Source organism: Nonomuraea sp. NPDC050783 (genome assembly GCF_040802095.1).
In the GTDB taxonomy this organism is placed as follows: Bacteria; Actinomycetota; Actinomycetes; order Streptosporangiales; family Streptosporangiaceae; genus Nonomuraea.
This window is the reverse complement of sequence record NZ_JBFAHK010000039.1, coordinates 35705-55235: the sequence shown is the minus strand read 5'-3', so window position 1 is coordinate 55235 and position 19531 is coordinate 35705. Positions and strand designations below refer to the sequence as shown.

At 75.0% G+C, this 19531-nt stretch carries 17 protein-coding genes; 7 read left to right on the top strand and 10 right to left on the bottom strand.

Annotated features, from left to right (window positions below; all coding sequences use genetic code 11):
• Positions 1–8: 8 nt before the first annotated feature.
• Entirely contained in the window at positions 9–542 is a 534-nt protein-coding gene (locus AB0H75_RS47590; RefSeq protein ID WP_367808205.1) for a hypothetical protein, read from the bottom strand.
• Between the two features lie 497 nt (positions 543–1039).
• Here AB0H75_RS47590 and AB0H75_RS47585 point away from each other — a divergent pair, with 497 nt between their 5' ends.
• The 7 genes from AB0H75_RS47585 to AB0H75_RS47555 all read left to right on the top strand — a co-directional run bounded on the left by AB0H75_RS47585 (position 1040) and on the right by AB0H75_RS47555 (position 8892).
• On the top strand, positions 1040–1210 hold the full coding sequence (locus AB0H75_RS47585) for a hypothetical protein (protein WP_367808203.1): 171 nt from the start codon (positions 1040–1042) through the stop codon (positions 1208–1210).
• Positions 1211–1606: 396 nt separating this feature from the next.
• Positions 1607–2596: an aldo/keto reductase gene (locus tag AB0H75_RS47580; protein WP_367808201.1), complete on the top strand. Its 990-nt coding sequence runs from the start codon at positions 1607–1609 to the stop codon at positions 2594–2596.
• Positions 2597–2741: 145 nt separating this feature from the next.
• The gene (locus tag AB0H75_RS47575; RefSeq protein ID WP_367808199.1) at positions 2742–5240 is read left to right on the top strand and encodes a glycoside hydrolase family 3 protein; all 2499 of its coding nucleotides are present in this window, start codon (positions 2742–2744) and stop codon (positions 5238–5240) included.
• A gap of 178 nt (positions 5241–5418) precedes the next feature.
• A complete protein-coding gene (locus AB0H75_RS47570) occupies positions 5419–6444 on the top strand; it encodes a LacI family DNA-binding transcriptional regulator (protein WP_367808197.1) in 1026 nt (341 codons plus the stop codon).
• A gap of 150 nt (positions 6445–6594) precedes the next feature.
• Positions 6595–6966 carry an STAS domain-containing protein gene (locus tag AB0H75_RS47565; protein WP_367808195.1) on the top strand — a complete coding sequence of 124 codons (372 nt, stop codon included), beginning with the start codon at positions 6595–6597 and terminating at the stop codon, positions 6964–6966.
• A gap of 75 nt (positions 6967–7041) precedes the next feature.
• The gene (locus AB0H75_RS47560; RefSeq protein ID WP_367808193.1) at positions 7042–7644 is read left to right on the top strand and encodes a chemotaxis protein CheB; all 603 of its coding nucleotides are present in this window, start codon (positions 7042–7044) and stop codon (positions 7642–7644) included.
• Positions 7645–7995: 351 nt separating this feature from the next.
• Positions 7996–8892: a TauD/TfdA dioxygenase family protein gene (locus AB0H75_RS47555; protein WP_367808191.1), complete on the top strand. Its 897-nt coding sequence runs from the start codon at positions 7996–7998 to the stop codon at positions 8890–8892.
• Between the two features lie 54 nt (positions 8893–8946).
• Here AB0H75_RS47555 and AB0H75_RS47550 read toward each other — a convergent pair whose 3' ends face one another.
• From AB0H75_RS47550 to AB0H75_RS47510, 9 genes are read right to left on the bottom strand one after another with little or no spacing between them, the layout of a single operon-like run.
• The gene (locus AB0H75_RS47550) at positions 8947–10608 is read right to left on the bottom strand and encodes a dipeptide ABC transporter ATP-binding protein (protein WP_367808189.1); all 1662 of its coding nucleotides are present in this window, start codon (positions 10606–10608) and stop codon (positions 8947–8949) included.
• Entirely contained in the window at positions 10605–11483 is an 879-nt protein-coding gene (locus tag AB0H75_RS47545) for an ABC transporter permease (protein WP_367808187.1), read from the bottom strand. Before AB0H75_RS47545 ends, AB0H75_RS47550 begins: the two co-directional genes overlap by 4 nt.
• Positions 11484–11489: 6 nt before the next feature.
• Positions 11490–12395 (bottom strand): ABC transporter permease, encoded by a 906-nt coding sequence (locus AB0H75_RS47540; RefSeq protein WP_367808185.1) that lies wholly within the window; start codon positions 12393–12395, stop codon positions 11490–11492.
• Complete coding sequence (locus tag AB0H75_RS47535) at positions 12392–13996, bottom strand: ABC transporter substrate-binding protein (protein WP_367808183.1); 1605 nt, start codon at positions 13994–13996, stop codon at positions 12392–12394. The genes AB0H75_RS47540 and AB0H75_RS47535 overlap by 4 nt, the downstream gene beginning before the upstream one ends.
• Complete coding sequence (locus AB0H75_RS47530) at positions 13993–15087, bottom strand: MsnO8 family LLM class oxidoreductase (RefSeq protein ID WP_367808181.1); 1095 nt, start codon at positions 15085–15087, stop codon at positions 13993–13995. Before AB0H75_RS47530 ends, AB0H75_RS47535 begins: the two co-directional genes overlap by 4 nt.
• Positions 15084–16118: an LLM class flavin-dependent oxidoreductase gene (locus AB0H75_RS47525; protein WP_367808179.1), complete on the bottom strand. Its 1035-nt coding sequence runs from the start codon at positions 16116–16118 to the stop codon at positions 15084–15086. The genes AB0H75_RS47530 and AB0H75_RS47525 overlap by 4 nt, the downstream gene beginning before the upstream one ends.
• On the bottom strand, positions 16115–17284 hold the full coding sequence (locus tag AB0H75_RS47520; RefSeq protein WP_367808177.1) for an LLM class flavin-dependent oxidoreductase: 1170 nt from the start codon (positions 17282–17284) through the stop codon (positions 16115–16117). The genes AB0H75_RS47525 and AB0H75_RS47520 overlap by 4 nt, the downstream gene beginning before the upstream one ends.
• Positions 17281–18600, bottom strand: a complete 1320-nt coding sequence (locus AB0H75_RS47515) for an NtaA/DmoA family FMN-dependent monooxygenase (RefSeq protein WP_367808175.1) — start codon at positions 18598–18600, stop codon at positions 17281–17283. Before AB0H75_RS47515 ends, AB0H75_RS47520 begins: the two co-directional genes overlap by 4 nt.
• Positions 18597–19526 carry a glutathione S-transferase C-terminal domain-containing protein gene (locus AB0H75_RS47510; RefSeq protein ID WP_367808173.1) on the bottom strand — a complete coding sequence of 310 codons (930 nt, stop codon included), beginning with the start codon at positions 19524–19526 and terminating at the stop codon, positions 18597–18599. Before AB0H75_RS47510 ends, AB0H75_RS47515 begins: the two co-directional genes overlap by 4 nt.
• Positions 19527–19531: the final 5 nt, after the last annotated feature.

Here is a 19531-nt window from a genome sequence, read left to right as displayed (position 1 = left end):
TCCCGGGGTCAGCCCCCGCAGTGGACGGGGTAGACCGCCTCGGCGGACGGCTTGTTCTGCGTCAGCACCTCGATCCGCACCGTGCCGTCGGTCCTGGCCGGGCGGGACCAGTTCGAGGACTGCAGGGCCAGGACGCCGCTGTCCGGGACGGTGTGCGTGTACTGGCCGAGCACCGCGCCGTCCACCACCCAGCGGTAGGTGATCTCCGTTCCCGCGGGGGCGCTGAGCCTGGCGTGCGCCCCGAGGTAGGGCGCCTCCGCGCAGTCGCCGTAGTACGCCTGCGGCCGCAGCTCGCTGACCCGCACCGGCGTGGCCGACGGATCGGCCGGGGCGCACGTCCAGGAGTAGGCCGCCTGGTTGGCGGGCCGGTTGTGGTTGAGGATCTCCACGCGGACCACGCCGCTGCCGCTCGCCCTGGCGTTGGTGTACCAGAAGTCGCCGAGCTTGCTCCTGACGCCCGGCTGGAGCTGCGCGGTGCGCAGGGCGCCGGCCCTGCCGTCCACGACGAGGCGGTACTTGACCTCGGCGGCGCGGTCGGTCATCACCAGGGCCTCGGCGCCGAGCGAGAAGGAGGTGCCGTCGCACTCGCCGTGGTGGACGGGGGCCAGCAGGTACTGGAAGGAGAGCTGGGCGTCGCCGCCCTCGGCCGCGCAGGCGAAGGTGAAGGAACGGGTGGCGGCCGGTGGCCTGGTAGGCGACGGGCTCCAGGCAGCTTCCCTCGTAGTCCCCGGGGGTCAGCTCGGCGATCCGCGGGACCGGCGGCTGCGCGGGCGGCGGCCTGGTGGTGGGGGTGGTCGTCGGCGTGCGGGTGGGGCGCGGTGACGGCCCGCCGGCGCGGCAGCGGACGGCGTAGGCGGCGCGCCCCGAGTCGTGCCCGGGCGTCAGCAGCCGGACGGCCTTCCAGCCGCTCGTGGAGCCGCCCGCCGTCAGCGGCAGCCTGACCCGCTTGACCCGCGGGCCGCCCGCGGCGAAGGCCAGCGACGCGGCCCGGCCCTCGCCGGTGGCGCTGTCGATCCAGCGGTAGGCGACCTCGGCGGGCGTGCGCGAGACCTGGATGGTGGCCGTGAACGTCAAGGTCGCGGGGCAGGCGCCGCGGTGGGCGGCCGGGCTCGCGGTGACGTGGGCGGAGGCGGTCAGCGGCGCGCCGGGCCCGGCGGGCAGCGAGTGCGCGGGGTCGTACACGACGGGGCCGCCGTCGCAGGTGACCTAGAACCGGGCCTTGGCCGACAGCGACTTCCCGCCGAGGAGGCGGCGGAGAAGCCGACGGTGGTGGGGCAGGTGCCGGTCTTCCCGGCGGAGCTCGCCTTCGCCTTGGCGACGGCCGTCCTGATCACGGCCGGCTTGGCGGCGGCGGCGGGGGCGGCGAGCGCGGGAGGGGCGGCCAGCAGGCTGCCGAGCGACGCGGTGCCCAGCAGCAGCGCCGTCCTTCTCATCGAGGGGGTTCCCTTTCTTGACGACGATGGCGCGAAAGGGACTCATGGTGGTGGAACGGGCTTGTGAGTCACTTGGAGTCCGCTGGTCAGGGCCCTGGACGGCCCGTTCTGCATAGATCGGTACAAAAGGGACGGATGCGCTAACGTAGCCGGTAAAACGTTTCATCGCGATCATGCGGAAGGTCACCTTGGACTACGAACGCCAGCCGTACCGCAGGTGCGGCCGCAGCGGGCTCCTGCTCCCCGCCGTCTCGCTGGGCCTGTGGCACAACTTCGGCGAGGGCAAGCCCGTCGAGAGCCAGCGCGCGATCCTGCACAAGGCACTGGACCTGGGGATCACCCACTTCGACATCGCCGACCGGTACGGCCCGCCGCTCGGCGCCGCCGAGGCCGCGTTCGGCCGGATCTTCCCGGCGTCGCTGCGTGACGAGGTCGTCGTCACCACCAAGGGCAGCAACCCCATGTGGGACGGCCCGTACGGCAAGGGCAACTCCCGCAAGCACCTGCTGGCCACGCTGGACCGCTCGCTGGCCAGACTCGGCCTCGACCACGTGGACATCTTCTACCTGCACCGCGACGACGAGGAGACGCCGCTGGAGGAGCAGGCGGCCACGCTCGACCACATGGTGCGCACCGGCCGCGCCCTCTACGTCGGCGTGTCCAACTTCTCCCCCGAGCGCACCGCCGAGATCTCCCGGCTGCTGCGCGGGCTCGGCACCCCGCTGCTGGTGCACCAGCCGCCGTACTCGCTGCTCGCGCGCGGCATCGAGGAGCGGCTGCTGGGCGTGCTGGAGGCCGAGGGCGTGGGCTGCGTGGTGTACTCGCCGCTGGCGCAGGGCCTGCTCACCGACCGCTACCTCGACGGCATCCCGGCCGACTCGCGGGCCGCCGAGGGCCGCTTCCTCACGCCCGACCGGGTGACGCCGCAGGTGCTGGCGTTCGTACGGGCGCTGGCCGGCATCGCCGCCGGGCGCGGGCAGACGGTCGCGCAGCTCGCGCTGGCCTGGGCGCTGCGCGACCCGCGCGTCACCTCCGTCCTGGTCGGCGCCTCCAGCCCCGAGCAGCTCGAGGCCAACGTGGCCGCCGTGGACCACCTCGGCTTCACCGACGACGAGCTGGCCGCCATCGACGACGCCGCCAAGGAGGCCGGCATCGGGGCGTAGCCCCCGCGCGAGGTGGGCGCGCAAGGTAAAAGTCGGGGCGGGAAGTCCTCCGTTCGGCGGAGAACGCGGTGTCCGGCCCCCGCCGCACCCTTATGTTTCGGGGCGCAACCGAGCCTGTCAGCCCACCTCGTGAAGGAGCTGTCCCATGGCCGTAGCGCCCGACCCCGCGCTGACGCGCCGCGACGCGGCCCGCCTGCTGGCCGGAGCCGCCGCCCTCGTCACGCTGCCCAGGGCCGCCCGCGCCGCCGACGGCGGCGGGCGGCCCGGCGTGGACGCCCTGCTGCGCGAGCTGACGCTGGAGGAGAAGGTCTCGCTGCTGCACGGGGCCACCGACCCCGCCTCCAAGGGCCAGGCCGGGTACGTGCCCGGCGTGCCGCGCCTCGGCATCCCCGAGCTGCGCCTGGCCGACGGCCCGGCCGGGGTGCGGGTCGCCGCCCGCGCCACCGCGCTGCCCGCGCCGGTCGCGCTCGCCTCGACGTTCGCCCCGGACCTGGCCCGGCGCTTCGGCGCGGCGGCCGGGCGGGAGGGCCGGGCCCTCGGCATGGACGTCCTGCTGGCGCCGATGACGAACATCGTCCGCGTCCCCCAGGCCGGCCGCGACTTCGAGACGTTCGGCGAGGACCCGGTGCTGGCCGCCGCCCTGGTGGCCGCCGAGGTGCGCGGCATCCAGGACGAGGGCCTGATCGCCACGGTCAAGCACTACGCCGCCAACAACTTCGAGCGCGACCGCCAGAGCGTGGACGTGCGCGTGGACGAGCGGACGCTGCGCGAGATCTACCTGCCGGCGTTCGAGGCGGCGGTGGCGGCCGGCGTGGGCGCGGTCATGGCGGCCTACCCGCGCGTCAACGGCCTGTACTGCTCGCAGAACCCGCACCTGCTCACCGGGATCCTGCGCGAGGAGTGGCGTTACCAGGGCTGGGTGATGTCGGACTGGGGCGGCACCCGCAGCGGCGTGCCCGCGATCACCGCGGGGCTGGACATGGAGATGCCCTCCGGGGCCCGGTTCGGGGGCCTGGCCGGGGCCGTCGCCTCGGGGCGCCTCGCCGAGGCCGTCGTGGACCGGGCGGTGCGGCGGATCCTCGTCCAGCTCGACCGGTTCGGGCTGCTCGGCGGCGGCCGGCCGCGCCCGGCGTACGACGCGGCGGCGGGGGCGGCGACGGCGCGCGCGATCGCGCTGGCGGGCGCGGTGCTGCTGCGCAACGAGCGCGACCTGCTGCCGCTGGACCGCGCCGACCTGGCGGATCTGGCCGTCATCGGCCCCACCGCGGCCGGCCCGCTGGTCGGCGGGGGCGGCAGCGCCCGCGTGGTCCCCGCCACGGCCGAGGCCCCGCTCGACGCGCTGCGCCGCCGGGCGGGGCGGAAGGCGCGGGTGCGCTTCGCCACCGGCGTGGACCTGGAGGGCGTGCCCGTCCCGGCGAGCGCCCTGTCGCTGCGGCGCACCCGCCGGGGCGGCGGCGCGGAGAACGTCGCCCAGGTGGACCACACCGGCGACGCCGCGCTGCCCGCCGGATCGGCGTGGACGTGGACCGGCACGATCACCGCCCCCGCGACCGGCGACTACGACCTGCGCATCCAGGGCGCGGGCGGCGCGCCGTCGTCCCGTGGCTCGATCACGCTGACCGTGGACGGCACCAGGATCGGCTCGGCCGGGGCGCTGTTCGACGGCGGCAACAGCCTCATCGCGACCACGGACGGCCTGGACAACGCCGGGGCCCTCGTCCGGCTGGAGGGCGGGCGCCCCGTCCCCCTCCGGATCACCGCCACCGGCACGGCCGGGACGCCGCTGCGGGTCCGGCTGGCCTGGGTCACGCCACGGCGGCGGCGGGAGGCGCTGGAGGAGGCGGTGGCGCTGGCCCGCGGCGCGCGGGCGGCGGTCGTGTTCGCCTTCAACGAGGGCACGGAAGGGGCCGACCGGGCGGGCCTGGCGCTGCCGAAGGCGCAGGACCCGGTGATCGAGGCCGTCGCGGCGGCCAACCCGCGCACCGCCGTCGTCCTCAACACCGGCGATCCGGTGCTCATGCCGTGGCTGGCGAGGGTGCCGGCGGTCCTGCAGATGTGGTACCCGGGGCAGGAGGGCGCGGACGCGACCGCGGCGCTGCTGCTCGGCGCGGCCTGCCCGGGCGGGAAGCTGCCGGTGACGTTCCCCGCGCGGGCGGAGGACGCGCCGGCCGCCGACCCGCGGCGCTACCCGGGGAAGGGCGGGACGGCGCTGTACGGCGAGGGGGTGTTCGTCGGCTACCGGCACTACGACGCGCGCGGGATCGAGCCGCTGTTCCCGTTCGGGCACGGGCTGTCGTACACGCGGTTCGCGTACTCGGGCCTGTCGGTGCGGCCCTCCGGCGAGGGGCTGCGCGTCGCCTTCACCGTCGCGAACGCGGGGCGCCGGGAGGGCGTGGAGGTGGCGCAGGTGTACGTGTCGCCGCCCGCGGACCCGCCGGTGCCGATGCCGCCGCGCCTGCTCGCGGGCTTCGCCCGGGTCCGGCTCGCGCCCGGCGAGCGGCGTCGGGTCACCGTGACGGTGCCGGGGCGGGCGCTGCGGTACTGGGACGGCGGGCGGTGGGTGCTCGCGGCCGGGCGGCGCGCGGTCCACGTCGGCTCGTCCTCCCGGGACCTGCGGCTGCGCCAGGAGGTGACGGTCCGATGACGGCCGGGCGGCGGCGCGGGATCGGCGTAAATCGTTTCACAGGCGCCGCGCCCGCCTGAGGTATGCTCAGGCAGGCGGATCCGGTGGTGATGTGAGGCTTTTGACGACTTAAGAGCTTGGCACGATTCAACTCCTGTTGTCATGCCGTCCGCGCGCCGCCCACCTGACACGAGGAACGATGTCGAGCATCAAAGAGGTCGCCCGCCTCGCCGGAGTCTCTGTCGGCACCGTGAGCAACGTGCTCAACAGGCCCGACGTGGTGGCCCCCGACACCCGGCAGCGCGTGCAGGCCGCGATCGCGCAGCTCGGCTACGTCCGCAACGGCTCGGCCCGCCAGCTGCGCGCCGGGCGCAGCCGCACGCTCGCCGTGGTGGCGCTCGACCTGGCCAACCCGTTCTTCATCGACGTGCTCAGCGGGGTCGAGGGCGCCGCGCAGCGCGACAAGCTCACCGTGATGGTGTTCAACAGCAGCAAGGACGCCGAGCGGGAGGCGCGGCTGCTGGAGGAGCTGGAGGAGCAGCGGCCCCTCGGCGTGCTCATCACGCCCGTCAACGACCGGGGGCAGCGCGAGCGGCTGGACCGGCTGGTCTCCCGCGGCATCCCGGTCGTGGTGTTCGACAACTCCGCCCGGCTCAGCCACGGCTGCGCGGTGGCGGTGGACGACGTGCTCGGCGGGCGGCTGGCCGGGCGGCACCTGCTCGACCGCGGGCACCGGCACATCGCCTACGCGGCCGGGCCGTTCAGCGTGCGGCAGGTGGAGGACCGCCACGACGGGCTGGCCGGCGTGCTGGGCGAGCGCGAGCGGCTGACCGTCATCCGGCTGCCCGACCTCAACGTGGCCACCGGGCGCACGGCGGGCCGGGAGATCGCGGAGCTGTCCCCCGGCGCCCGGCCCACGGCGGTGTTCTGCGGCAACGACCTGGTGGCGCTGGGGGTGCTGCAGGAGCTGACGCAGCGCGGCCTGCGGGTGCCGGACGACGTGGCGATCATCGGTTACGACGACATCGACTTCGCCGCGGCGGCCGCGGTGCCGCTGTCGTCGATCCGGCAGCCGCGCGAGCAGATCGGGCACACCGCCACGGTGATGCTGCTGGAGGAGGCCGACCAGACGTCGGGGCACCAGCACCGGCACGTGCTCTTCCAGCCGGAGCTGGTGGAGCGGACGTCCACGGCGGCGCGGGCCCCGGTGACGTCCGCGCTCTGAGGCCCCGGCCCTCAGGAGGGGCTTCGGGACGGCGCGCCTTCCTCCGAGGTCCGGCCGCTGCCGTCACCCTGGAAACGTTAGGGTCGTCGCTGGTGCGCCGGGGTGTCCGGTCGGTGGCGCCCGCACCGATCCTTGGAGAGCCCGATCGAGATGCCGCCCACCGATCCCGCCGCAGGCGACGACTTCTCGATCAGGATCCGCACCTTCGGGGGCGTCCTGCTGATCCAGCTCGACGGCCCGCTGTCCGGCACGCCGGTGGACATCGTGCGGATGTACCTCATGCGCACGCTGGTCACGCAGCCGCTGCCCGCGCTCGTCGTGGACCTCGCCGGCGTGACCGCGCTGGAGGAGGCGGGGCGCGAGGTCCTGCGCTCGGCCACCGGCCAGGCCCGGGAGGCGGGCGGCCGCCTGGTGGTCACGGGCGTCCCGCCGCTGCTCGGCACGGCCGGGGAAGCCGGCCTGGACCTGCTCCCCACGATGGGCGACGGCCTCACCGCCCTGGGCGCGCCGCAGGAGCGGTGAGCGGCGCCCAGGGACGAACGGCCCTACCCCGGGCAGTGGCGGTTGGGGAGGATGGGTACGAGGAGAGGGGACCTGATGCCACGCGCACCCGCCGGCCCGGGAAGGTTCCCGGTCATCGCCCTGGTGTCGTCGGCGGGGGGCCTGACGGCCACCGGGCGGGTCCTGCACGACCTGCCGGGCGGCACTCCCGCCGCGATCATCGTGCTGCAGCACATCTCGCCCACGCACCGTAGCCTGCTGCCGGACATCCTGGGCCGGCGCACCGGCCTGCCCGTCGCCGCGGCGCGGGACCGCGAGCCGCTGCGGCCGGGCCGGGTGTCGGTCGCGCCCTCCGGCCACCACCTGCTGGTCACGCCGGGGTGGCGGCTCGCGCTCATCGAGGCGGGCTCGGCCCCGCCGCCCCGCCCCTCGGCCGACCTGCTGCTGACCAGCCTGGCGCTGGCCTGCGGCCCGGACGCCATCGCGGTGGTCCTGTCGGGGCACGGCAACGACGGCGCGACCGGCGCGACCGCGGTCCACCGGTTCGGCGGCACGGTCGTCGCCAGCGACGCCACCTCCAGCGACCACTTCTCCATGCCGCAGGCGGTGATCGCGCGGGACGAGATCGTGGACCACGTCGTGCCCGTGGGCGACATGGGGCCGCTGCTGCACGCCATGGTGCGCGCCCCGGCGACCTGAGCGCCGCCTCCCGAGGGTGCCGGTCCGCGCCATCGCGAAGTTCGGGACCATCGGCCGTACGGCCCGGGCCCTTCGCCTCTCCGCCGGGAGGGCGGGACGGGCGGAGGCTGGAGGGGTGCGCGCGCCGCCGGGGCGAGCCCACGAACCCGCCCCGGCCGCCGCAGGGCCACATCCCCTATTTCATGTATTCCCTACTGGATATGTTGACTTGGTGGTAGGCCCGATCTACGTTGGACGCGTGACGACCACGGCTCTGACCATCCGGGGTCACGTGGACTTCTGCCGCGTGGCCAGCGCCCTGTGTCCCTCCTTCCGACCGCAGGCCCACCCTCTACCGGAAGGACGAAACCCATGTCATCCCTGTCCATCGCCCCCGTAACCGGCCGCGTAGGCGCCCAGGTCACCGGCGTGCGCCTCGGCGGCGACCTGCCCGCCGGCGTGGTCGCGGAGATCCGCCAGGCCCTCCTCCAGCACAAGGTCATCTTCTTCCGCGGCCAGGAGCACCTCGACGAGCACGGCCAGGTGGCCTTCGCCCGCCTGCTCGGCGAGCCGACCGCGGCCCACCCGACCGTGCCGTCCCTCGACGGCAACGCCCACATCCTCGACCTCGACTACCGCAACGGCCACAAGGTGGACCGCTGGCACACCGACGTGACGTTCGTGGACCGGCCGCCGCTGGCCTCGGTGCTGCGCGCGATCACCGTGCCCGAGGCGGGCGGCGACACGCTCTGGGCCAACACGGTCAGCGCGTACGAGCACCTGCCCGCCGAGCTGCGCGACCTGCTCGACCGGCTGCGCGCCGTGCACACCAACCAGTACGACTACGCCCGGCTGGCCGGCGGCGACCGGCGGGCACGCGAGTACGCCGAGGTGTTCACCTCGACGGTGTTCGAGACCGAGCACCCGGTGGTGCGGGTGCATCCGGAGACCGGCGAGCGCTCGATCCTGCTCGGCGACTTCGCCAAGCGCCTGGCCGGCCTGTCGCCGTCCACCTCGGCGGCGCTGATCCGGCTGATCCAGGAGCACGTCACCGCGGTGGAGAACACCGTCCGCTGGCGGTGGGCGCCCGGCGACGTCGCCGTCTGGGACAACCGGGCCACCCAGCACCGGGTGGTGCACGACTTCGGCGACCGCCCGCGCCGCCTGCACCGGGTCACCATCGCCGGTGACGTGCCGGTCGGCGTGGACGGGCGGCCCAGCGAGGCGCTGTCGGGCGACGCGGAGGCGTACTCGCCGGTCGCCGCCTGACCCGCCCGGGCGGCTCCGGCTCCGGCCCCGGCGGCGTGGCCGGGGCCGCCCGGCTCAGGCGGGCCTGGAGGGCAGGCGGGGCACGGCGGCGACCAGCGCCCGCGTGTACGGGTGCCGCGGCCGGGCGAACACCTCCTCCGCCTCGCCCTCCTCCACCACCCGCCCGTCCTTCATGACCAGCACCCGGTCGGCGACGTGGTGGACCACGCCCAGGTCGTGCGAGATGAACACCATCGCGGTGCCGTACTCGGCCTGGACCTCGGCCAGCAGGTCGAGCACCTGTGCCTGCACCGACACGTCCAGCGCCGAGACCGGCTCGTCGCACACGAGCACGTCGGGGCGGGGGCCGAGGGCGCGGGCGATGGCGACGCGCTGCCGCTGCCCGCCGGACAGCTCGCGCGGGTGCCGGCCGGCGGTCTCCGGCGGCAGGCCGACGCGCCGCAGCAGGTCGAGCACGCGGGCGCGGCGCTCGGCGCGGGGCAGCCGCAGCGGCTCGGCGACCAGGCGGCCCACCGTGTGCCGGGGGTCGAAGGAGTCCAGGGGGTTCTGGGAGACGAGCTGGACGCGGGGGCGCAGCGGCCGGCGGCGGCGCTCCCGCAGGCCGGTCCAGGGGCCGCCGCGCAGGGTGATCGCGCCGTGCTCGGGGTCGAGCAGGGCGAGCGCGAGGCGGGCGAGCGTGGTCTTGCCCGAGCCCGACTCGCCGACCACGCCCAGGGTCTCGCCCGGCCGCAGCGAGAAGGAGACGTCGTCCACGACGCGGCGCGGCCCGTACGAGCGGACGAGCCCGCTCCCGGCCAGCACCTCCCCGCCGGACCCGGGGCCGGTGGCGGTGGCCGTGGCGAGAGCGAGAGCAGGGGCGGGGGCGGGCCGGGGCAGCGGCTCTCCGGTGGTGAGGCGGGTGCCGCGCGAGGCCGCGGACGGCACGGCGGCCAGCAGCGACCTGGTGTAGTCGTGGGCGGGCGCGGCCAGCACGTCCGCCGCCCGGCCCTCCTCCACCACCCGGCCGTCCTTCATGACGAGGATGCGGTCGGCGATCGAGGCGACCACGGCCAGGTCGTGGCTGATCAGCAGCAGCGCGGTCCCCGCGGCCTTGCGGGCGGCCAGCAGCCGCAGGACCTGCGCCTGCACGGTGACGTCGAGCGCGGTCGTGGGCTCGTCGGCGATGATCAGGCCGGGGTCGGCGGCGATGGCCGAGGCGATGAGCACGCGCTGCCGCAGCCCGCCGGAGAGCTGGTGGGGCCGCTGGCGGGCGCGCAGCTCCGGCTCGGGCACGCCCACGGCCTCCAGCAGCTCCAGGACCCGGGCCGCGCGGCCGGCGCGGGGGGTGACCTCGTGCGTGGCCAGGACCTCGGCGATCTCGGCCCCGACGGTGCGCAGCGGGTCGAGCGAGACCAGCGCGTCCTGAAGGACGAGCCCGGCGAAGCGGCCGCGCAGCCGCCTCCAGTCGCCGGGGCCGAAGGCGAGCGCGTCCCGGCCGTCCACGGTGAACGCCGCGGCCCGTACCTCGGCGCCCGGCCCGGCCAGGCCGAGCAGGGTGCGGGCGGTGACGCTCTTGCCGGAGCCGGACTCGCCGACGACCGCCACGCACTCGCCGGGCGCGACCGACAGCGACACGCCGCGGACCACCTCGGTGCCGCCGAAGCTCACCCGCAGGTCCTCGACGGCCACCAGGGTGGCCAGGGCGGGCGGAGCGTGCCCGATCATCGGTGCGGTCATGGGGTCCTCCCCTCGAAGCGGCGTTGCAGGCGCCGCCCGGCGACGGTCAGGCAGACGACGGTGAGCGTGATCGCCAGGCCCGGGAACAGCGCCTCCCACCAGGCGACCCGCAGGTAGTTGCGGGCCTCGGAGAGCATCGCGCCCCATTCGGCGGCCGGCGGCTGCGGCCCCATGCCGAGGAAGCTGAGGCCCGAGCCGGCGATGACGGCGGTGCCGAGCCCGATGGTGGCCAGGACGGGGATCGGGCCGAGCACGTTGGGCAGCACGTGGCCGAGGGTGACGGCCAGGCGGGAGCGGCCGAAGGTGACGGCGTGCTCGACGTAGCCGGCGTGGCGGACGACGAAGGTCTGGGCCCGGATCACGCGGGCGTAGTTGGGGAGCTGCGCGATCGCGATCGCGAGGGTCACGTTGACGGTGCCGGGGCCGGTGATGGCCACGACGAGCAGGGCCAGCAGCAGCTCGGGCAGCGTGGACAGGACGTCGAACGCCCGGGCCAGCGCCTCGTCCAGCCACTTGGGGGCGAGGCCGGCGGCCAGGCCGAGCAGCACGCCCGCCGAGACGGCCAGGGCGGTGGCCACCGCGCCGATGCTGAGGGAGTGGCGGGCGCCGTGGACGACCCTGGCCAGGACGTCACGGCCGAGGTGGTCGGCGCCGAGCCAGTGCCCGGGACCGGGCGGCGCGAGCGCGGCGAGGGGGTCGGCGGCCAGCGGGTCCGCCCCGGCCAGCACGCCGGGCGCCGCCACGGCCACGCCCAGGACCACCAGGAACCCCATCGCCGCCGGCAGGCCGATCCCCCTCGCCCGCCGGCGCCCCGCGGTGGCGGCCCGGCCGCTCGCGGCGGCGGGGCGGGCCAGGTCGGGAGCGGTTGACGTCATCCTCCCTCACCCCCTGATCCGCGGGTCGATGACCCGGTAGGCGAGATCGAGCAGGGTGCTGATGGTGACGTACACGACGGCCGACAGCAGCACGACGGCCATCACCACCGGCAGGTCGCGCCCGGTGACCGCCTGCATGGCCACCTGGCCGAGCCCGGGCCGCCCGAACAGCACCTCGGTGATCACCGCGCCGCCCAGCAGCGTCCCGGTGAACCAGCCCGCCAGCGTCACGGCAGGGATGAGCGCGTGCCGCAGCGCGTGCCGGACGACCAGCGCCCGCTCGGTGAGCCCGCGCGCCCGCGCCGTCACGGCGAACGGCTGCTCCAGCGCCCGTTCCAGCCCGCCGCGCAGCACCTGCCCGAGCACGCCCGCCAGCGGCAGCCCGAGGGCGAGCGCGGGCAGCACCAGCGCCCGCGCCCCCTCGGCCCCCGAGACGGGGAACCAGCCGAGCGTGAACGAGAACACCGACAGCAGCACGATCCCGATGAGGAACGGCGGCACCGACACCGACACCAGCTCGGCCGCCGCCGCCACGCCGCGCCACCACCGGCCCCGGCCCGCCGTGACGACCGCGATGGCCCCGGCCAGCAGCACCCCGGTCCCGGCCGCGGCGAGCGTGAGCTGCGCGGTCGGCCCGACCTGGGTGGCCAGGATCTCGCCGACGCCGCGCTGGAGCTGGTAGGAGCGGCCGAGGTCGCCGTGCAGCAGCCGCCACAGGTAGGACAGGTACTGGACGGGCGCGGGCCGGTCGAGCCCCCACTCGGCGATGATCCCGGCCCGGATCTCGGGCGTGTCGGGCCCCTCGCCGACCAGGATGTCCACGGTGTCGCCGGGGGCCAGCAGCAGCGCCAGGTACGCGGCCGTGGCCGCCGCCCACAACACGCCGGCCCCGGTGGCCAGCCGTTTGATCATGTGCCGATCCGCACGTCGTAGGCGCTCGCCGGGGTGCCGGAGGCCGGGTCGAAGCCGAGGCCCTGCACGCTCCTGCGGGCGGCGATCTGGTCGGCGGGCACGTAGATCGGGAAGACGACGGCGTTCTCCCGCACCGCGGCCTGCTGCACCTTGGTGTAGAGCTTCTTGCGCTCGGCCTGGTCGGAGGTGGCCGAGGCGGCGGCCAGCCACTTGTCCACCCGCGGGTCGGAGAAACGGGTGCGGTTGATGGCGGCCTTGGCCGGCAGGATGAGGTTGAGCGCGGCGCCGGCGTCGGAGTCGCCCCGCGAGTTGCCGAACAACTCGTAGGCGTCGTCGTCGAACGCCTTCTCCGCCGTGCCCTGGTCGACCATCCTGACCTGGAAGTCGATGCCGGCCCGCTGCTTGACCTGGGCCTGGACGGCCTGGGAGAGGATGTCGCGGCGGTCGCGCACGAACGCCGCGGAGGCGACCTCGCGCACGGTGAGCCGCTTGCCGTCCTTGGTGCGGTAGCCCTCGGCGTCGCGGCCCGTCCAGCCGGCCGCGTCGAGCAGGGCGTTGGCCTTGGCCGCGTCGCCGCCGAAGGAGCGTTCCAGCGAGGCGTCGTAGAAGGGGCTCTTCTGGCCGACGATGCTCCAGGCCCGGGTGGCGGTGCCCTGGTAGACCGCCTTGAGCACGGCGTCCACGTCCACGGCCTCGCGGAACGCCTCGCGCACGCGGCGGTCGTCGAAGGGCGGGTGGGAGGTGTTGAAGTAGTAGGAGTAGGCGGTGCCGGAGTTGAGCGAGGTCGTGAGCGCCAGCTCGGGGTCCTTCTTGATCAGCTCGACCTCGGTGGCGGGGACGCCCTCGATGACCTGCACCTGGCCGGAGGTGAGCGCGCCGACCCGGACGGCGGCCTCGGGCAGGAACCGGTAGGTCAGCTCGGTCAGGTGGGCGGGGCCCTGGTGGGCGGCTCCGGCGGGCGGCCAGTTGTAGGCGGGGTTGCGGCGGTAGCGGATCTCCTGGCCCTGCACGTACCGCTCCAGGATGAACGGCCCGGTGCCGGCCAGGTCGGGGCCGCCGAACTTGAGGTCCTTGGCGTTCTTCAGCGACTTCGGCGAGATCTGCCCGGAGTAGGGCGAGGCGAGGAAGTCGGGGAACAGCGCGTCCGGCTCCTTGAGCGTGATCGTCACCTGGTACGGCCCGGTCACCTCGGCCTTGTCGAAGGCGTGCAGCTGGATCGCCGCCACGGACGGGTTGTAGCCGGGCACCTGGAACTGGTCGAGGTTGGCCTTGACGGCGGCGGCGTCGAACGTCGTCCCGTCGTGGAAGGTGACGTCCTCGCGCAGGTCCAGCGTGTACGTCCTGCCGTCCGCCGACACCCGCCACGCCTTGGCCAGCCACGGCTGGAACGAGCCGTCCGCGCCCCGCGACAGCAGCGCGTCGAACTGGTTGAACACCAGCAGCCTGGCCTTGTTCTGGGCCCAGAGCTGCGGGTTGAGGGTGATGGGCTGCGTCTCGACGGCCCAGGTGAGGGTGGTGGTGGCCGTGGTCTCGGCGGCGGGCCCGGTGCCGCAGGCGGTCAGGGTGAGCAGCAGGGCGGCGGCGGGTATCAGGCGTCTCACGGGCGTTCCCATGCCTCGGCGAGCAGCTCGTAGGAGCGCACGCGGTCCTCGTGGTCGTGGGTGATGGTGGTGACCAGCAACTCGTCGGCGCCGGTCACCCGGCGCAGCACGCGCAGCCCCTCGGCCACCTGGTCGGGCGTGCCGACGAACTGGGTGTCGAGGCGGTCCTTGACCAGCGCCCGGTCCTCGTCGGTCCAGACGTGCGCGTCGGCCTCCTCCGGCGTCGGGTAGGGGATCGCGCCGGCCCCGGTGCGGATGCTGCGCACCCACAGCCCGTACGGGCGGGCCAGCTCGCGGGCGCGGGCCTCGGTCTCGGCGACGACCACGTCGGCCGAGACGACGACGTACGGCTCGGCCAGCGTGTCGGACGGCTTGAACGCCTCCCGGTAGCCCTCGACGGCCTCCAGCACGCTGGAGGGGCTGACGTGGTAGTTGGCCGCGAACGGCAGGCCGCGCTCCCCCGCGACGCGGGCGCTCTGCCCGCCGCTGCTGCCGAGGATCCACACCTGGAGGTCGGCGCCCTCGCCGGGCACGGCGTGCGCCTGGTGCGTGCCGGCCAGGAACGCCAGGACGTCGTCGATCTGGTCGGCGAAGTCCGGCGTGCGGGCGCCCGGCTGTTGCAGCAGGGTGGCGTAGTGGGCGAGGTGGGGGTGCTTGGCCAGCCGGGACCAGTCGAACGGCGGCGGGATGAGCAGCCCGTCCACGATCTTGGCGTCCCGGCGTTCCAGCGCCGGGTTGGCCGTGGCGAGCTCGGCGCGGCGCTGGCCGGAGCGGCCGATGCCGAGGTCGATGCGGCCCGGGTGCAGCGCGTCGATGAGGCCGAACTGCTCGACGACCGACAGCGGCGTCTGGTGGCCGAGCTGCACGGCGCCGGAGCCGACGCGCAGGGTGGAGGTGGCCGCGGCGACCAGGGCGATGAGCACGGCGGGGGCGGAGCTGGCCACGCCGGGCGCGAAGTGGTGCTCGGCCAGCCAGTAGCGGCGGTAGCCGAGCCGCTCGGCGTGGCGGGCCAGGTCGAGGGTGTTGCGCAGCGCGTCGGCGGCGGTCCCGCCGGAGGAGATGGGGGCCAGGTCGAGGATGGACAGGGTCATGGCGTGCCTCCGGGGAAGGGCCTGCTCGGGATCTCCGCGCGCAGCACGGGCGCGATCTCGGCCTGGAACAGCTCCAGCGCGTCCCGGTGCTGCCGCTGGGTGAGGCCGTCGGCGTCGGCGTGCAGGTGCATGACCTCGTGGCCGAACCGCTTGTGGTAGCGCAGCACCTTGTCGACGATCTGCTGGGGGCTGCCGACCAGGATGGAGCTGCGCTCGATGGCGTCCTCCAGGGTGGGGAAGACCACCGGCAGGCCCAGCTTGCGCTGGAAGGCCACCCGGGCGTCGTAGACGGGCCGGTAGGTGGCGACGGCCTCCTGGGAGGTGCGGGCCGCGTAGTAGCCGGCGGTGCCGGCGCCGACCAGCGCGGCGGCCGGGTCGTGGCCGTGGAAGGCCCAGCGCTCGCGGTAGTGGTCGATCAGCTCGGCGTAGGGGTCGATGGGGTGGGTGACGTTGGCCGAGAACAGCGGGTCGCCGTGGCGGGCGGCCAGCTCGACCGACTCCTTGCTGGTGGCGCTGCCGTGCCAGATCCTGATCGGCCGCTGGAGCGGGCGCGGCCAGGTCTCGGCCTCGGTGAGCGGCGGGCGGAAGCGGCCGGTCCAGGTGACCTTGTCCTCCCGCCACAGGCGGCGGAACAACTCGTAGCCCTCGCGGTTGCGCTCCCACTGGTCCTCGGGCGTGACGTGGAAGAGCTGGGCCTGCGCCGCGCCGTTGCCCTTGCCGATGATCAGCTCCAGCCGGCCGCCGGACAGGTGGTCGAGCGTGGCGTAGTCCTCGTAGGCGCGGACCGGGTCCAGCAGGCTGAGCGTGGTGACCGCGGTGAACAGCCGGATCCTGGACGTCCTGGCCGCGATGTGGCTGAGCACGACCGGCGGCGAGGAGGAGATGAACGGCCGCTCGTGCCGCTCCCCCACCCCGAACCCGTCGAAGCCGAGCTCCTCGGCCAGCACCGCGTTGTCCACGACCTCGCGGAAGCGCTCGGTGGGCGAGCGGTCGTCGTTGTGCACGATGAGCGTGATGGCCAGGAACTTCACGGCGCCGCCTCCGCGTACCGGCTGGCGGGGCGGGGCAGGCCGAGCAGGCCGCGCAGGGTGGCGGCCTCGTAGGCGTGCCGGAAGGCGCCGCGGGCGCGCAGCTCGGCGGTCAGGTCGCGGGCGATCCGCTCCAGGTCGTACGGCAGGACGCCGGGCCGCAGCCGGAAGCCCTGGACGCCGGCCCGCCGCCACTCCAGCAGCACCTCCGCCAGCTCGGCGGGCGTGCCGGTGAAGATCGCGGCGTCGGAGGCGAGCTCGGCCCCGTCGAGCTCGTCGAGGCGCGCCTTGCGCCGGGCCGCGTCCGCGCCCAGGAACACCAGCAGGTCGGCGAAGATCTTGATGTCCGGGGACAGGCCCCTGACCTCCTCGACGATGGCGCGGGCCTGCTCGGCGGAGTGCGGGGTGACGTACACGACGTCGGCGGCGCGGGCGGCGAACTCGTACGGCAGCCGCGCGTGCGCCAGCGCGGTCACCACCGGCTGCCCCTGCGGGGAGCGCGGGGTGATCGACGGGCCCTTGACGGAGAAGAACCGCCCGGCGAAGTCGATGTAGTGCAGCTTGTCCCGGTCGATGAAGCGGCCGGTCGGCAGGTCGCGGATCTCGGCGTCGTCCTCCCAGCTGTCCCACAGCCGGCGGGCCACCTCCACGGCGTCGCCGGCCTCGGCGAACAGGTCGCGCACGTGCGGGTCGGCGGACAGGTCCGCGCCCCCCGGCCGGTTCAGCACCTGGTCGAGGGGCGGGAACTCGCGGCGGCCGAAGTGCCGGGCCTCGGTCGCGCCGGCGGAGATCCGCGGCCGCCAGCCGGCCCGGCCGCCGCTGACGTGGTCGAGGGTGGCGATGCCGATCGCGACGTGGAACGGCTCGGTGTGGGTGGTGGTGGCGGTCGGGACCAGCCCGATCCCGCGGGTGAGCGGGGCCAGGCGGGCGGCCAGCAGCACCGCGTCGAAGCGGCCGCGTACCTGGTCGGTGCGGTCGTCGGGGCCGTCGGGCAGGGTGGACTGCAGGGCGAGGGCGTCCTCGATGGTGACCAGGTCGAGCAGGCCGCGCTCGGCCTCGGCCACCAGCCCGGCCCAGTAGGGGGCCGAGAAGACGTCCGCCGGGGACTCGCGCCAGGCGGCGGGGTGCCAGCCCGCGCCGTCCAGCGCCACGGCGAGGTGCAGGGTCATTCGAGCTCCAGGTGGTCGCGCAGGGTGGCGCCGGTGTAGCCGGTCCGGACGGCGCCGCGCTCGCGCAGCAGCGGCACCACCCGGTCCACGAAGTCGTCGAGACCGCCGGGGGTCAGGTGCGGCACGAGGATGAAGCCGTCGGCGGCGTCGGCCTGGACGTGCTCGTCGATCTGCCGGGCGACGCTCTGCGGGGTGCCGATGAACGTCTGCCGCCCGGTCACCTCGATCACCAGCTCGCGGATGGTCAGCTTCTTGTCCTCGGCCAGCGCCCGCCAGCGGGCGGCGACCTCGGCCCGGTCCTTGATCGCGACGCGGCCCTGGGAGAGGTCGTGCGACAGGTCGGGCTCGACGTCGGGGAACGGTCCATCAGGGTCGTGGGCGGACATGTCGCGGCCCCACACCTGCTCCAGGAAGGCGATCGCGGTCTGGGGGCCGACCTGCTGGCGGCGGATGACGGCGGCGTTCTCGGCGGCCTCCTCCTCGGTGTCGCCCAGCGCGTACGTCGCCGCCGGCATGATCTTGAGCTGGTGCGGCTTCCTGCCGTACCGGGCCAGGCGGCCCTTGACGTCGGCGTAGAACGCCTTGCCCGCCGCCAGGCCGCCGTGCCGGCTGAAGATCACGTCGGCCTCGGCGGCGGCGAACTCCCGGCCCTCGTCCGAGTCGCCCGCCTGGATGATCACCGGGTGCCCCTGCGGGGCGCGGGGCAGGGTGAACCGGCCGCGCACGGAGAAGTGCGGGCCCTGGTGCTGGACCTCGCCGATCGCGCCCGGCCGGACGAACGTGCCGGACTCCCGGTCGGCGGCGACCGCGTCCGGCTCCCAGGAGTCCCACAGGCGGCGGGCCAGGCGCACGAACTCGGCCGCCCGCTCGTAGCGGTCGGCGCGGTCGAGGAATCCGCCGCGGCGGAAGTTTTCGCCGGTGAAGGCGTCGGAGGTGGTGACCACGTTCCAGGCGGCCCGGCCGCCGCTCAGGTGGTCCAGCGTGGACAGGCGGCGGGCCAGCTCGTACGGCTCGTTGAAGGTCGCGTTGACCGTGCCGGCCAGGCCGAGCCGGTCGGTCACGGCGGCCAGCGCGCTGAGCACGGTCAGCGACTCGGGCCGGCCCACGACGTCGAGGTCGTGGATGCGGCCCTTCAGCTCGCGCAACCGCAGCCCCTCGGCCAGGAAGAAGAAGTCGAAGGCGCCGCGCTCGGCCGTGCGCGCGAGGTGGACGAACGAGGCGAAGTCGATCTGGCTGCCGGAGCGGGGGTCGGCCCAGACGGTGGTGTTGTTGACGCCGGGGAAGTGGGCCGCCAGGTGGACGCGCTTGCGGGTCATGCGCCCCGCCCGTGCGGCCGGTCCCAGGAGGCGGGCAGCCCCTCGGTCGTCTCGCGGAAGGCCGGGCGCTGGTAGAGGTCGCGGGCGTAGGGCCACAGGTGCTCGAAGTCGCTCAGCTCGCGCTCGCTGACCAGGTGGTCGCGGTTGTACTCGGCGTCGAACCTGGCCAGCGTCACCCACAGCCGCACGTCGGCCTCGGTGATCGTGTCGCCGGTGAGGAAGCGCTGCTCGGACAGGCGCTCGTCCAGCTGTTCCAGGGTGGACACCACGCGGTGCCGCTCGGTCTCGCGCTCGCCGTCGGTGGCGGCGCGGGCCACCCGGGTGACGCCGGTGTTGACGTCGTGGTAGATCCAGCCGTTGAGCTTGTTGATCTCGGGGCGGAGCGCGTCCGGGTACAGGTCGATCGAGGTGTCGGCCCACCGCTCGAACTGGGTGGCCAGGTCGAGCGTGATGTCGGGGAAGTTGTTGCTGACGATGCCGCCGGTGTGCCGGTCCCACAGGACGGGGACCGAGATGTGGCCGCCGTAGCCCTTCTCGGTGGCGTCGTAGGCCTGTTCGAGCAGGGTGAAGCCGTTGACCGGGTCGGCGCCGCGGCGCTGCCTGAACGCCCAGCCGCGGCCGTCGCGCTCGTCGTCCACGTACGACAGGGAGACCACGTCCTCCAGGCCCTTGAGCTTGCGGACGATGGCGGCGCGGTGGGCGTACGGGCAGACCCAGGCGACGTAGAGGTGGTAGCGGCCGGGCTCGGCGCGGAAGCCGCTGGAGCCGTCGGCGGTGACGCGGCCCTGGAAGGGGTAGAGCGGGCGGCTCCAGTCCGGGGACAGGTGCAGGCGGCCCGGGCCGTAGTGGCCGTAGGCGACGTGGTCCACCGGGGTGGCGTAGCCGGGCTGCGTGATGGTGCCCGGCTGCGTGGTGATGGTCGTCACTCGTG